The following is a 13,694-nucleotide window of genomic DNA, read 5'->3' on the forward strand; positions in this document are numbered from 1 at the left end:
ACCTGACATATCGGCGACACTTCGTTGTTTGTTAAACAAAAACAGCCGTCGAATTACGACAGCTGTTCGCCCCCTGCAGGTTTTGCCCTCTACTCGCATGCTTCCTGCATGCTCGCTCCGGGCCGCCTCCGCCGCCTGCCGCGCACATCCTGTGCGCTTTCCGCTTCGCGCGGCGGCTCCGGTTCAAAACCTGATGTATCGGCAATGTACCGTCGTCTGCTAAATAAAAAAGTCGTACCTGCTATGGTACGACTTTCCGCCCCCTGCAGGTTTTGAACCTGCGACACATGGATTAACAGTCCATTGCTCTACCAGCTGAGCTAAGGGAGCACGTTTTTCAAACGTAAAAACAATAGTAGTGAAAGCGTAAAAAAAAGTCAATAGTTACGCGCGGCATGTGAGATAACCATCCGCGCGAATAAAAAAGCTGACCGAAAACCGTTCAGGCAGAAAGTTCCGAACAGCTTTTTTGTGTTGCACGGTATTTTAGTTCGTTTTATGAAACACTTTTTTTATCAAAATGCCGAAAAGCGGAGAACATAACGAAATAAAAGCGACGGCTAAAAATATCGCGCATATGGGGCGTGTAAGGAATACCGACGGATTGCCGTCGCTCATAATTAAAGAACCTCTAAAATTGGCTTCGGCCATGCTTCCCAAAATAATACCGATTACGATAGAAGACATGGAAAATTCCATTTTATTGAGAAAGTATCCTAAAAACCCGAACCCGACCATAACAAAAACGTCGATTATCGAATTATTATAGGCAAATGCCCCTACGAATGTAAGCAAAAAAATAATCGGCAGCAAAATCGTCTTTGAAATATTAATCACTTTTGCAAACAAGCGTATTAAAGAAAATCCCATTGCCCCCATAATTACATTCGCCAACAGCAAGCCGATAAAAATCGAATACACTTCTATGGGCTGCTGGATAAACAGCAAGGGACCGGGCTGCATTCCCTGCACTAAAAGCGCACCGAGCATAATAGCGGTTGCGCCGTCACCGGGGATTCCCAACGTGAGCATCGGAATCATTGCACCTCCGGAAACAGCATTGTTTGCCGATTCCGGTGCGACAATGCCTTCGGGAGCGCCGTCGCCGAATTTCTCCTTTCCTTTACTCCACCGTTTTGCCTGGTCATAGGCAATAAAAGATGCGATATCGCCGCCGGTACCTGGGATACAGCCGATAACGGTTCCCAAAGCGGATGAACGCAGCAAAGCTTTCCAAGTTGCTTTTATGTCATCAAATTTGGGAAGCACTCTGCGGATTTTAATATTTTGTTTTACCTGCTCTTTTCCGTAACATTCTTCAACATTTAAAAGAACTTGCGAAAAAGCAAAGAGTCCTATCAGGACAGGTACAAAAGATAAACCGCCCAGCAAATAAGTCGAGCCGAAGGTAAAACGCAGTTTTCCGCTCATCGCATCTATGCCGATAGTAGCTATAAGCAATCCTATAATACCGCCCATAATCCCCTTAATCATGGATCCGGCGGAAACGCTTGTAATAATACTTATGCCGAATATCGCCAACGCGAAATATTCCGGCTTTGAAAACTGCAAGGCGACCTTCGCCAGCTGCGGAGAAAATACAATCAAACATACGGCGCTGAAGATTCCACCGAACATGGAGCCCATAGTGGACAAGCCCAAAGCTCTGCCGGGCTGACCGTATTTTACCGCCATCGGGTACCCGTCCAATGTTGTGGCGGCGGATGCCGGCGTACCGGGTGTTCTGAGCAATATTGCCGAAACGGATCCGCCGTAGATAGCGCCGCAATAAATTCCTAACAGCATTAAAATGCCGCCGACACCGGAGAAGGCAAAACTCAACGGGAAGAGTAAGGCGATCCCCATATTGACGGAAAGTCCCGGCAATGCGCCGATAACTATTCCGGCTCCTGTTCCGAAAATAAGGCCTAAAATATTAATCGGTATAAATATATTGCGCAATGCCTCGTAAATCAAGTCCATACGCTAACCTACCTTCCTTAACGCATAAAGATGGGAGCCGGCAGCGGCGTTTTAAGCAGCAGCTGAAAAATAATATATATCGAAAGAACAATGATAAAATCGACGATAAGCATTTGTTTGAGGCTTTTAATTCCCAACATTCTCATTGCAGCCGGAATAAACACAAGGGCGGCAATGATTATTCCGAAAACGTACATCAGCACACAAAAGAGAACCGTCAATCCCATAAAAATATACACTTGAATATTTGCCCGCGATAAAAGAGAAAATGTTTTTTGCGATTCTTTTTTGGAATTGACGGTGGTTAATACGGTCAATAAACATGCCAAAAAAATCAAAACGCCGGCCAACATCAACGGCCATACGTCTGCACCGGGATCCCCCGTTTTGGAAGGAGTATGAAGAGAGCGTGAAAGAAAAATTACGCCGAGAGCAAAGGCAAACATAACGACCGAAATAATGTAATTCCACCGTTTCATATTCGACATATTATTACATACCTTCCTAAAAATTGCACAGCGAGTAAATCTTCGGATTTAGGAGCCGTGCAATTGGTGCGCGTGCGCGCACACGTATATCCGCAAGTTTTCGGAAGAAAACTCGAAGTTAAATTGAACGGTGCTATTTCAGACGTTCAATTTAAACCTTCTATTTTGGGCAGCATTTCACCGAACATTTTATGATCCGCTTTCATCATTTCGTAGCAGGTTTCGCCTACAATGTTTACCGGATCGATTCCTTGTTTAATCATATACGCTTGATAGTCCGGATCTTCGACAAGTTTTGCGGCAGCATTCCTGAGTACGGACAGAATTTCGGCAGGGGTTTCTTTAGGAGCGACAATGCACGCCCAAGCGCGAATCGTCATATTGTGTCCCAACTCGGCGAAGGTCGGCACATCCGGATATATTTTGCTTCTTTCGGCAGCCATAACACAGAGGATTTTAATTTTTCCCGCTTTGTATTGCCCCAGTACACCGGAAGGATCGGCAAGAGTGGCATCGATATGTCCTCCGACAAGAGCCGCAATAATATCCGCCGTACCGTTAGGATACGGAACATGTTTGAGTTCCACATTGAATTCATTTTCAAAGCTCATTGCCGCAACATGCCATATCGCTCCCATGCCTGAGTTTCCCATCTGTACTTTTCTGGGATTCGCTTTACAGTATGCGACAAATTCATCCAGAGTATTGTATGGAGAATCGGAAGGAACAATTAAAGCGGCAGGGGCTGCGATTTGCGCAAAAATGGGCGCAAAATCCTGATAGGTTACTTTGCACTTATCCTGATGGGGAAACATAGCCAATTCTACGGTTACGGCGCCGAGCGTATAACCGTCCGGTTTAGCTAGGGCCGTATTCATCATTCCCGTAACGCCGCCTCCGTCAGGTTTGTTCACGCAAACGAATTTGGCATTATCTATATATTTTCCCAAATATTGCAAAGCGCCTCTGGTAGAAATATCGGTTCCCCCTCCGGCTCCCTTCGGAATAATAACGGTGATATCTTTTGCCGCAGGATACGGCTTTGATGCGTTACAAGCGGTCATGATTCCCGCAGCCAATACGATAATCAATGCTAAAGTTGAAATTTTACCTGATTTCATCTTTACTTTCCCCCTACAATAATGTGTATTTTCAAATGAGCTTAGCTCATTTGTATCCCTTGTTAACTAGGCACCGATATATTCGAGTTCAAAATAACGTATCGCCTTTCTTTTCCATGTATAGCTTATATAGAGCATATTTTCTTCAGCAACAATACACGGATACGAAAATTCGCCGTCTCCCGTATCCAAATCGCAAACAGTGTGCCATTCATTTCCGTTATCGCGGGAACAGGCAAGCGTTATAGGAGTACGCGGTCCCCAATTTTCTCCCACCGGATTATAAACCAAAAAAAGAGTACCGTCACTCGTTTTATCTAAATCGATTCCGCTGTTATTATTCGGAAGAACAGTTGGATAGGCAGGACACCACACGTCCCCGTTATCCGAAGAATCACTCCGGAAAATCCGAGCTTCGCTGCTGCGAAGCAGCATATGTACTTTTCCCGGCTCGGACTCCCACAATGTCGGCTGAATGACGCCCCTGCCGCGGAAAGACTGCGCACTGACCGCAACGGTCGAATTTATTTTAAGATTTTCGTCTCCTTCATACACAAGTCCTTCGATGCGGACTTCCGCGCTCTTTCGCCACGTTTTTCCCTCGTCGTCGGAAATATCGCAAAAAGCTTTCCATAGCCCCGTCTCTATGGAAGCAGGTGCAAGAAGACGGCCGGACTTTACGCGAAGAACCTTATTGCGTACGGGCCCTCTTCCGCCGCGATCAAAAGGCACAAGTTCCGCCGGAGCCGTCCAGGTTTTCCCTTCGTCGAATGAAGAACAAAAAAGTGTTCGCCATTCGGAAATACGCTGCCCCACTTTAAAGAACAAGATGATGCCGCCGTCCGCCGATTTCATCAAAACAGGATTCCAATGAGCTTCATTGGATTGCGCTAACAGCACCGGTTCGCTCCATCCCGTTTTTTCGCGTACGGCAAACCATATGCCCGTATCGGGAGAGCCTTCGTGAGAACCGCCGAACCATGCCGCCAGGATTTTTCCGGCATTAAGCGGCAGCAGAGACGAAGCATGGCACATGGCCGAAGAAGACTGCTCACCTATGAATTCTTTCTTTTTTATGACCGTTTTCATAAACAGCTATTATCTTTAGCGATCAACCGTTTTACCGGCTGCCGATTTGATTCCGTGTCGAAATTACCGTTTTTATCGAACAAAGTTATCATCGTGGGTCATACGCCACTGGTAATGCTAAATTCCACAACAATCAACTAAATATCGTTCTGTAATAGAGAACGATATTCTCTTGTAACATGCTATATCATGAATTTAAATCTGTCAAGAAAAAAATATACGTTTCGGATATTGTGCCGGACAAAAACGTCAGCGTTAAAACAAGTTTTTAAGTTCACGCGTAGCTGTAGTTAAAACCTGCAAATAGCGATGAATTTCGTTTTCGTCAAAATTCAACGCAGCACCCGAAATGCTGATGGCACCGACAACTTTCCCCGTGCAGGATAAAATGGGAACCCCCATGCATTTTATGCCTGTTTCATGTTCGCCGTTATCGATGGAATAACCGCATTCATATATTTTTTTCAATTCCGCATATAAAAGTTTTTCATCGACAATCGTATTCGCAGTAAAACGTTTACGCGGAAGTTTTAATATACGGTCTATATCGCTTTTATCCATAAATGCAAGCATCGCTTTGCCTAACGACGTACAATAATAGGGCGCCGTTTCTCCGATAATTATCCGGTATGAAGACAAAACCGTTTTTCCCGGCGGATAAGCGCTGTTCAAATAAAAAATTCGGTCTTTTTGCGGAACGGCAAAATAAGTAATAAACGATAATTCTTTTGCAACATACGAGATTATATCGTAAGCCGTATTTTGATACGATAAATTTTTATTGATAATATAGGTATATTCCAAAAGCTTTAAACCGAGCCGATAACGTTTGCTTTCTTTATCGCGTTCAAGATAACCTTTTTTTTCAAAGGTAGAAATAATATTATGAACGTTACTTTTATTTAATTGAAGTTTTTCCGCAATTTGTGCGATTCCCAATTCGGGAGTAAGCGAATCGAAGCATTCCAAAACGGTCAGCGCTTTTTCAAGCGATTTTACCTTTGTACCGTTTTCTGTTTCCGTATACTGCCTGCTGTTATCTTTTACCATACAGTATCCTTTATGCATTATTCGGTAGATTTTTACTTCACGGCAAAGGCAAGTGTATTTTATGATGCGGAATTTGTCAATTCAATTTTTTTATTTGACAAACGCACCCCGAACCGTTTGCGCCATAGACAAAAAATCATCGGCTTCAAAAAACAAACCGACCTTTTTACCGCGTACTCTTTTTTATGCCGAGCAGGCACCACCTGACAAAGGGAATACGCACCGTCGCTTCATACAGCAAAAAAGCACCGAAAAAAGAAGCAAAAGTCGCAATCGCGTATGTCGGCACTGCGGGAATCTTTGCGTACCGCGCAAGGAGCCACGCCGTAAGCGTCAGCGGAAAATAATGGAACACATATAAGCCGAAACTCCGTTTTGTCATAAAACGCGTAAAAGCCGACTCGCGGTCATAACGGCGCTTCATCAGCGCTAAAAATGCAAACGAAGCGAGCCACGCATAGATGACCGCCGAAACGGAATTGACGGTCGGCATAACGGCATACTCATCGCCGTAATGCAGATAGAGATACAGCGCTCCCGACAGCAATGCCGCAATACCGAGTGCGATGTCGATTTTACCGAGCCGGTCGATAAGAGTTTCGTGCGCAAATACAAAATAACCGAGAAAAAAAGAAACAACGTAAATGCCGAAGCGGTACACCGGGACGACAGGCGTGTTTAAAACGAACCCCGAAAAGTAAAGAGGGATACCCAAAAGAAGGAGCACGAAAACATTCGCTTTACCGCACAAGTCGTACAGGCCACCTTTTTCGAATTTTCTTACGAGCGCAAGCAGCATCGAAAAAAGCCACAGCATTTGTATAAACCATAAAACGCTCGTTCCCGATGCGACCGTAATAGCGAATACGGCGACGCGCGGCATCGTATCGGGAATCCCGTCGAATCCGCCGGCGAGGATCATATTCAGCCGGCCCTGAATCCAGCCGAAAAGGAGCAAGCCTATCGTCGACGGCACAAGCAGCTTGTGCGTCCTCGTACGCACAAAATCGCGGATCGAATGCGTTTCAAGGTAACAACGCGAACTTATTCCCGCAACGATAAAAAGCAAAATCATAAACCACGGATACAAAATATACAACAAAGCGTCCTGCACCTGCGTTTCGGAGAATGCGCCGATAAGACGGTACGGCGGCATAACAGCGTTGTAAATATAAATCACGTGATAGATGACGACCGCGCACACCGTCATCCATCTGATGTTATCCAAATAATGTCTTCTCATACATTTCACACCTTTGCAATTATTGTTTACACAGTATAAACGCAGTGCACCGGCGCGTCTATCAACCGAACATAACCCCATGCAATTATTTTGTCAGCTTTCATTACGGACGACACTGTTTTGCCATCCCGCCCTGCGCGGCCCGCTCACGCTCGGCCGCTCCGTTCGCTTCGCTCTCTCCGCGTCTGCCTTCGGCACCGCTCCGGCCGGGCGTATGCCGTATGCACATTTACAAAACTCATCGTTCAAGCTATGATATATGCAGATTTTATGACGAAAGCAAAATCATCCGGCGGAAATTTCATTCAAAAAATACTCGCGTCGATTTTAGGTTCCGACGATCCCGAATACGAAAAAAAACGGCAGTTGAAAGCGATTGCAAAACGCCTTTCGAAATCGCACTATCGTTTTTATAAAACGGGAAGCGGCGAAGTGCTGCCGGGTTTTGCAAAACTCCTCTACGAAATCTATAAAGCCGTATCGCCCGCGCAGCTTTTATTTCAAAACACAAAAAATCAAAATGCGATGAAAGTCGCAATTATCGAATATTTTCTTTCCGATAATCAGCGCAAAATCGAAGAAGAACTGACGCAGGAAGCAATTGCCGAAAAAAGCAAAACGATGCCGCTTCATCGGTTTACAGCATACGTGCAGCAGAGGCTCCAAGCGTTTATCGACGAATTCACGCTCGATCGAACGACGATGATCGAACAGCGGTACAAAGAGCTGCTGTGCTTTAAAGATTTTTGTTCGTACGATTATTATTTTACGCTGAAAAAATTTAACGCGTCTCTAGTCGAACGGGATTTTTCCATACCGCCGCAGTTTGAAAAAACGGACGGCAAATACCTCGCCGACGATATCAAAGATTTTACGACGCTCATGTGGAACATAACGGGAAACATCGACTGGGCGCCCATGATAAAAATGCTCAAAGACATACGCGGAGTCGAACCCGTTCCGATCGGCGTATGGAAAAAGATCGTATCGAAAATGCAGCACATACAGGCGACGGGCGTATTCGACATGACGGTACAGCTGATCACGCAGGATCCCGACTACACGCCTATTTTAAACGATATCACGACGAATATCGTCGAACCGTTTATTACCAAATTCAAACTCGAAACGACGGCTGCGATTAAAAAACTCGAATCGGCTGCAACGAGCGGCAAAGTAAACGAACTGCTCGTAAAGCTTTTCAATACGGCATCCGTTTCATATTTGAAAAATTATATCGCTGAAAACAGTTCCACGCTTGAAAAGAAAAAACTTGCCGGCTATCTCTACTGCGACGCGCTCAATTACGTCAAAGGCTTTCTTATCGAATTTGTTAAAAAAGACATACGCGAATACTGCGACCTCGTCCTCGTGCGCGGCGCCTGGGTATCGACCCCCGTGTCGATGCCGATGTCGAACGCATATAACGATCTGCTTTCCGCATCCGAAGCGATCACGGCTTTCGATAACGGACTTGCCGAAGACGGAGAAGTCGGCCTAAAAATCAAAACGCTGCTTCCGCGTACGCAGCACGCACCCGATGCGGCGGCGATCATCAATCGGCTTGTAGGCGAATCGAACGAACAGGCAAAAACGTATATCGTAAAATCGACGCGCAATCTCGTCGCCATCGGCAAAATGATAAAATGGCTTATCGAAGACGAAAAGAAAAAATCGCCGGAAGTGATCACAAACTGGAAAGAAATCGAGCGAGCTTCCGACAAACCTCCCTATGAAATCGGAGCTGCCGTCTATCAAAAGATCTACGTATTTGCGACGCTCATGCAAACCTGTATGGGAAGGGCAGCGCAGTAACGGTCGCCGTTTTGCACTCATTCGTCCCCACAGGCGCATCCGCTCCCGCCGCTTGAAAACATTACCGCACGGCGGCTTTTTGCGAAAGCGTTTTACCGCTTTGCCGCCACTTTATGCGAAAGCGCCGTACCGAGCATTTGAATCAATTCGACCATCAACAAAATCACGACAACGGCGATCGCCATGATTTCGGAACGAAAGCGCTGGTAGCCGTAGCGGATCGCCAAATCTCCGAGTCCGCCGCCGCCGATAGCGCCCGCCATCGCCGAATAGCCGATCACGTTGATTATCGTCAGCGTCACGCCGTCGATAAGAGAAGGCAGCGCTTCGGGGATGAGCACTTTAAAGATAATCTGCATCGTCGTCGAGCCCATCGCACGGGCGGCCTGTACGACGCCTCGATCCACTTCTTTGAGCGCCGATTCGATGATGCGCGCAACGAAGGGAACGGCCGCGATCGAAAGCGGAACTATCGTCGCCTTTGTTCCTATGCTCGTTCCGACGAGAACGCGGGAGAGCGGAAAGAGCACGATCATCAAAATGATAAACGGAAACGAACGGAGCGCGTTGACGATCCTCGTCAAAATCTGATACAGCGCCGGACGCGGCCGGATCCCGGACTGCGGATCGTTCGTACACAAAAGGATGCCGAGCGGAAGACCGAGCAAAAGGCTGAACAACGTCGAAAAGACGACCATGACGGCAGTCTGCGCCGCCGCATCGCGTACGAGAATTATTATTTTATCGATATTCATCCCTCATTCTCCTTCGACCGAAACGCCTTCGCTTTTCAAATACGCGATCGCTTTTGCAACTTCATCGGCATCGCCTGCGATATCGGTTATAAGCGTGCCGACGCGGCTCTCCGAAAGTTTTTGTATACCGCCCGCACGTATGTTGAATTCGACGTTGAATTTTTGTGCCATGCGGCTCAGCACGGGCTCGTCGGTAAGCGTGTCGGTAAAGCGCAAAACGTATTTGCCGCCGCACTCCGACCAGCGTACGATGCCGCCGTCGGCACCCGCTTCTTTCGTCGGCGTCAAGTTCAGCAAAAAATCCTTCGTCACATTGCTCTTCGGATGCAAAAAGATATCGTTTACCGTGCCCTCTTCGACGACGCTTCCTTTATCGATGACCGCAACATAACTGCACGCGTCGCGTACGACTTCCATCTGATGCGTAATCATTACGACGGTGAGATTCATTTGATTTTGTATTTTTCTTATTAAATTTAAAATCGATTCCGTCGTCTGCGGATCGAGCGCGCTCGTCGCTTCATCGCAAAAAAGGATATCCGGTTTTGCCGCAAGCGCACGTGCAATCGCAATGCGCTGCTTTTGTCCGCCGGAAAGCGTACTGATCGGAGCGTTTCGGCGGTCGGCCAAATCGACGATGGAAAGCATTTCCGTCACCCGAGAAGCGATTTCCGCTTTCGGCGTACCGCATATTTCAAGCGGGTACGCGACGTTTTGTCCCGCAGTGCGCGAACTGAATAAATTGAAATTTTGAAATATCATGCCGATCCGCCGGCGCCGGGCAATGAGATCCGGATGCGAAAGATCGTCGACGCGATTTCCGTCGTAAAACACTTCGCCCGAATCCGGTTTTTCGAGCAGGCTTATCAAACGCACAAGCGTCGATTTTCCCGCACCGCTTTTTCCGATAATGCCGAAAATCGTATTCGACGGTATGGAAAGACTTATGCCGCGCACCGCATTGATTTCGGATCCGTGCGTGCCGCCTTCATAGGTTTTAACAAGATTCTTTAAATGGATTTCCATCAGTGCGCCGCCTTTTGTTTTCGCGCGTCTCCGTCCGGGTACAAGCCATCGACCATATATTTTTCGGGAATCTTCGCGGGTTTGCCGCCTTTGACGCTCGCCCACGTAACATCGGCTTCGACGCAGACTGTTCCGTCTTTTTTGCGCACGATTTGATGAAAGGTTCCCTGAATGACGCCGAGCTTTACCGGTTCGACATCGACGAATAACTCATCGTCGAGAAAGGCCGACGCTTTATAATAGATATCGATATGTGTGATATACAGATAATAGCCGTCCGCGACGAGATTTTTATAATCGAAATCGATTTGATGCAGATATTCCATTCTCCCGTATTCGAGGAAGTTCAAATAGACTGCATTATTTACGTGGCCGTACGCATCGCATTCATAGGTGCGCACGACAAGAGGTGCCGTATATTTCATGCCGACAGTATAAATAAAAACGACGCGCGCGACAACACATATAATAATGGGTAATCGGGTCGTTCCCATTATCCATTATCATTTAATAACGGAATCGACTAAGCGTTTAAACGCTTCATCCTGTACGACATCGTCGAACGCGATACCGGATGCAATCGAAAAAACGCCGTCTTTTCCTTCGACGATGACGTCGTCGGAAACGGGCGAGAGGTTTTGTATGTTCGCTTCGTTCGCCGCAAACGACGTAAACGAAAACGGAACGGCACCTTTGTCGTTTTCGATAGGCTGAATATCCTCCGCACCGTCCGGATCGGATGCAGCGGCGGCGCTTTTGCTTTTTTCGGCGAGCGGTAAAACATCGCCGTGTACGACTTCATCTTCCGGTGAGCTGCCGAAGCTGCTTTCTTTCCGCTCTTCATCGAGAAATAAAAAGTTCGGCGCCGACACGACGTCGAAATCGATCGGTTTGATTTCTTTATGAGCGGCGTTGTCGGTTCTCGGCTCGCCCAACTGCAGCGGCTCAGCAAAGATGCTGTCTTCCGGCGGAGGAACATTGCTCGTCGTTTCCATAAATGAATCGATATCGACGGCTTCCATTGCAGACGATTCCGCATCGGCTTTCGCAGACAATGCGAAAGGTGCGCTTTCAACCGACTCGGCGATTTCCGTTTCGACCGCTGCGTCCTTTTTTGCCGCATCGTTTTCGATGTGTTCCGAAGCGCTCATATTCTCAAAAAAGACTTCTTCCGTTTCCGTCGCTGTGTTTACGATTTCGATATCCGCATCGGACAAGCCGTCTGCGTTTTCTTCGGCCATACGTATTTCGCCAAATACGTCGATCTTTTCAGCAGCATCGTTTTCGATGTTTTCCGCATCATGCATTTCGCGCTGCCCGCTTTCGGAAAGCTCGGCAGGGTTCGCTTGATCGGGTGCCTTTTCCGAAATCGTTTTTTCCGCCGGCGCATCGGTTTCTTTTTCCGGCGGCATCTTTTCCGCTGATGCAGTTTCAACCGGCACATTTGCTCCGGACGCATCCGTTTCCGTGAACTGAGCAGCCGTCATATTTTTAAAGAACGATTCTTCGGCTGCGGTCGCCGCGTTCACCGCTTCCGTATTCGTTTCAAACGTTATGCCCGTTTCCGCGCTTTCCTGCGCGAGCGATATTTCTTTCGGTATCGTTTCCGTTGCAGGCAATACGGCGCTTTGCACTTGTATCGTGCCGCTCCGCAAAATCTCTTCGAGCATTCTGCGGATCTCTTTTGAGTCCTGCAAAGCGCTCGCTGCAGACGCATTCGTTTTGACGCTCAGCGCACCGATGATCTCGTCCCAGCTTTTGTCGATCAGCGCATCGGTCTCTTTGAGATGCCGCTTTGCCCGTTTTCCGAGACTCTGTTTAATCGCTTCGGAAACGTCGGTTTTGCGCCCTGCGATTTTTTTGGAAACGTCAGCCCAATTTATATTCTCCTTGTTTTCGAAATATTCGTTGATCAGTGCGAGCTGAAAACGTTTGACTCTGTCTCGAATGACGACCATATCGTCGCGCCGCAGATTGGACAGCATAAATATCATGAGAAACAGCGTAATAAAAACACATACGAGTAAAAGAATCTGCACGGCAGGCGGCATAAGAAATATCGAATCGCGGTAAACGCCTGCGGTTTTGATAAAGCGGCTGCGGTTACTCGAAATCAAAATCCAATACGATTCTTTCGATGTGCTCCCGCTTGCGGGAATCGAAGCGATTTTATCGGGACCCGGCGAATTGTCTCTCCAGCGTGCAATCGCCTCGCGTTCGATATCGTTACGCCCGACCGTCGGCATACCGAACACAAATCCTCCGATCGCTCCGGTACTGTCGGAAATAAGATCGCTCGTGCTTGCAACGGTCGTAAGATTTCGTGCGATAAGCGCACGGTTGAAATCCTGCACGTTGACATAAAAAATTATCGTACCGCGGTATACGTCGTACGGATCGTAAAACGGAAACGCGAATAATATTCGATTGTCTTCTCCGTCGAACACGATGCGATACCTCTGTCCGTCGGCGGAATCGAGCACCGAAACTTTAAAAAAAGCGAATTCGTCGTTACCGAGCGGCGTACGCAGTTCATCGTAATTCTTATATATACGCATGCTGTCGGTTTGCTTAAGCATATCTGCCGAATAAGTGCTGAAGTGAACGCTGCGTCCGTTCGCGTCGACAAGACGGATACCGACGAGTCCGCTCGCTTCGGAAAAAAGAGCAGCGGTTCTGCGCGTACGCTGCTGTACATCGCTGTCCGATGGAAAGGACAGCGCATACGAAGCGATCGATCGATCGGATAGATACGCATTTTCTCCCGTACTGAATTGTTCGAGGAGGGTATTAATATAGGTTTCGCTGTATTCCGCGACCGAATCGAGTTGCTTTCGAATATCGGCTATCTTCGCCGGTTCGTAAAACCGCGCTTCGATTTTGGAAAAAAGCCCCGCAAATGCCGTAACGACAAAACAGGCAAATATGACGACTGTCGTTACAATGCTTACGGCGATTTTTTGTCCTGAAGTCACTTCGTCCTATCTCCTCTTACAGTATCGGCATAAAACGGATAAAAATCCAGCGGCATTTCCCGTCCGTTCCGCACGGTAAAAACATCGCCGAAAGCACAGCGTTATGATAGAAATACTTTCAAAACGCAGCGTTTATCCGTATAATAGCG

General features: G+C 47.3%; 12 protein-coding genes and 1 tRNA gene. 1 reads left to right on the forward strand and 12 read right to left on the reverse strand.

Annotated features, from left to right (window positions below; genetic code table 11):
* Window positions 1-257 precede the first annotated feature (257 nt).
* The 8 genes from HMPREF0860_RS06795 to HMPREF0860_RS14235 form a co-directional block, all read right to left on the reverse strand.
* A tRNA-Asn gene (locus HMPREF0860_RS06795) sits at window positions 258-330 on the reverse strand.
* A 156-nt stretch (window positions 331-486) separates the two neighbouring features.
* Window positions 487-1,983: a tripartite tricarboxylate transporter permease gene (locus HMPREF0860_RS06800; protein WP_021329512.1), complete on the reverse strand. Its 1,497-nt coding sequence runs from the start codon at window positions 1,981-1,983 to the stop codon at window positions 487-489.
* Window positions 1,984-2,000: 17 nt separating this feature from the next.
* The gene (locus tag HMPREF0860_RS06805) at window positions 2,001-2,462 is read right to left on the reverse strand and encodes a tripartite tricarboxylate transporter TctB family protein (protein ID WP_162147001.1); all 462 of its coding nucleotides are present in this window, start codon (window positions 2,460-2,462) and stop codon (window positions 2,001-2,003) included.
* A gap of 155 nt (window positions 2,463-2,617) precedes the next feature.
* Entirely contained in the window at window positions 2,618-3,592 is a 975-nt protein-coding gene (locus tag HMPREF0860_RS06810) for a Bug family tripartite tricarboxylate transporter substrate binding protein (protein WP_021329440.1), read from the reverse strand.
* Window positions 3,593-3,658: 66 nt separating this feature from the next.
* Window positions 3,659-4,681, reverse strand: coding sequence for a sialidase family protein (locus HMPREF0860_RS06815; protein ID WP_021329505.1), 1,023 nt, complete (start codon window positions 4,679-4,681; stop codon window positions 3,659-3,661).
* Between the two features lie 255 nt (window positions 4,682-4,936).
* Window positions 4,937-5,731, reverse strand: a complete 795-nt coding sequence (locus HMPREF0860_RS06820; RefSeq protein ID WP_021329509.1) for an IclR family transcriptional regulator — start codon at window positions 5,729-5,731, stop codon at window positions 4,937-4,939.
* Window positions 5,732-5,897: 166 nt separating this feature from the next.
* Window positions 5,898-6,974, reverse strand: coding sequence for an acyltransferase family protein (locus tag HMPREF0860_RS06825; protein WP_038080397.1), 1,077 nt, complete (start codon window positions 6,972-6,974; stop codon window positions 5,898-5,900).
* 103 nt (window positions 6,975-7,077) lie between these two features.
* Window positions 7,078-7,203, reverse strand: coding sequence for a hypothetical protein (locus HMPREF0860_RS14235; protein ID WP_269207993.1), 126 nt, complete (start codon window positions 7,201-7,203; stop codon window positions 7,078-7,080).
* Window positions 7,204-7,244: 41 nt separating this feature from the next.
* Here HMPREF0860_RS14235 and HMPREF0860_RS06830 point away from each other — a divergent pair, with 41 nt between their 5' ends.
* On the forward strand, window positions 7,245-8,789 hold the full coding sequence (locus tag HMPREF0860_RS06830) for a DUF5312 family protein (RefSeq protein WP_156005602.1): 1,545 nt from the start codon (window positions 7,245-7,247) through the stop codon (window positions 8,787-8,789).
* A 92-nt stretch (window positions 8,790-8,881) separates the two neighbouring features.
* On the opposite strand, the gene HMPREF0860_RS06835 is transcribed toward HMPREF0860_RS06830, so the two are convergent.
* The 4 genes from HMPREF0860_RS06835 to HMPREF0860_RS06850 form a co-directional block, all read right to left on the reverse strand.
* On the reverse strand, window positions 8,882-9,544 hold the full coding sequence (locus HMPREF0860_RS06835; RefSeq protein ID WP_021329480.1) for a methionine ABC transporter permease: 663 nt from the start codon (window positions 9,542-9,544) through the stop codon (window positions 8,882-8,884).
* Window positions 9,545-9,547: 3 nt separating this feature from the next.
* Complete coding sequence (locus HMPREF0860_RS06840) at window positions 9,548-10,570, reverse strand: methionine ABC transporter ATP-binding protein (RefSeq protein WP_021495609.1); 1,023 nt, start codon at window positions 10,568-10,570, stop codon at window positions 9,548-9,550.
* Window positions 10,570-10,995, reverse strand: a complete 426-nt coding sequence (locus HMPREF0860_RS06845; RefSeq protein ID WP_038080446.1) for an acyl-CoA thioesterase — start codon at window positions 10,993-10,995, stop codon at window positions 10,570-10,572. The genes HMPREF0860_RS06840 and HMPREF0860_RS06845 overlap by 1 nt, the downstream gene beginning before the upstream one ends.
* 78 nt (window positions 10,996-11,073) lie before the next feature.
* Complete coding sequence (locus tag HMPREF0860_RS06850) at window positions 11,074-13,545, reverse strand: hypothetical protein (protein ID WP_021329393.1); 2,472 nt, start codon at window positions 13,543-13,545, stop codon at window positions 11,074-11,076.
* Window positions 13,546-13,694 lie beyond the last annotated feature (149 nt).

It is taken from the genome of Treponema socranskii subsp. socranskii VPI DR56BR1116 = ATCC 35536 (assembly GCF_000468115.1).
Taxonomy (GTDB): Bacteria; Spirochaetota; Spirochaetia; order Treponematales; family Treponemataceae; genus Treponema_D; species Treponema_D socranskii.

Excerpts from the sequence above, each read along its gene's own strand:
- HMPREF0860_RS06820 (WP_021329509.1), bottom strand. The coding sequence starts at position 5,731 with ATGGTAAAAGATAACAGCAGGCAGTATACGGAAACAGAAAACGGTACA.
- HMPREF0860_RS06830 (WP_156005602.1), top strand. The coding sequence starts at position 7,245 with ATGACGAAAGCAAAATCATCCGGCGGAAATTTCATTCAAAAAATACTC.
- HMPREF0860_RS06800 (WP_021329512.1), bottom strand. The coding sequence starts at position 1,983 with ATGGACTTGATTTACGAGGCATTGCGCAATATATTTATACCGATTAAT.
- HMPREF0860_RS06845 (WP_038080446.1), bottom strand. The coding sequence starts at position 10,995 with ATGAAATATACGGCACCTCTTGTCGTGCGCACCTATGAATGCGATGCG.
- HMPREF0860_RS06815 (WP_021329505.1), bottom strand. The coding sequence starts at position 4,681 with ATGAAAACGGTCATAAAAAAGAAAGAATTCATAGGTGAGCAGTCTTCT.
- HMPREF0860_RS06825 (WP_038080397.1), bottom strand. The coding sequence starts at position 6,974 with ATGAGAAGACATTATTTGGATAACATCAGATGGATGACGGTGTGCGCG.
- HMPREF0860_RS06840 (WP_021495609.1), bottom strand. The coding sequence starts at position 10,570 with ATGGAAATCCATTTAAAGAATCTTGTTAAAACCTATGAAGGCGGCACG.
- HMPREF0860_RS06810 (WP_021329440.1), bottom strand. The coding sequence starts at position 3,592 with ATGAAATCAGGTAAAATTTCAACTTTAGCATTGATTATCGTATTGGCT.
- HMPREF0860_RS06805 (WP_162147001.1), bottom strand. The coding sequence starts at position 2,462 with ATGAAACGGTGGAATTACATTATTTCGGTCGTTATGTTTGCCTTTGCT.
- HMPREF0860_RS14235 (WP_269207993.1), bottom strand. The coding sequence starts at position 7,203 with ATGTGCATACGGCATACGCCCGGCCGGAGCGGTGCCGAAGGCAGACGC.
- HMPREF0860_RS06835 (WP_021329480.1), bottom strand. The coding sequence starts at position 9,544 with ATGAATATCGATAAAATAATAATTCTCGTACGCGATGCGGCGGCGCAG.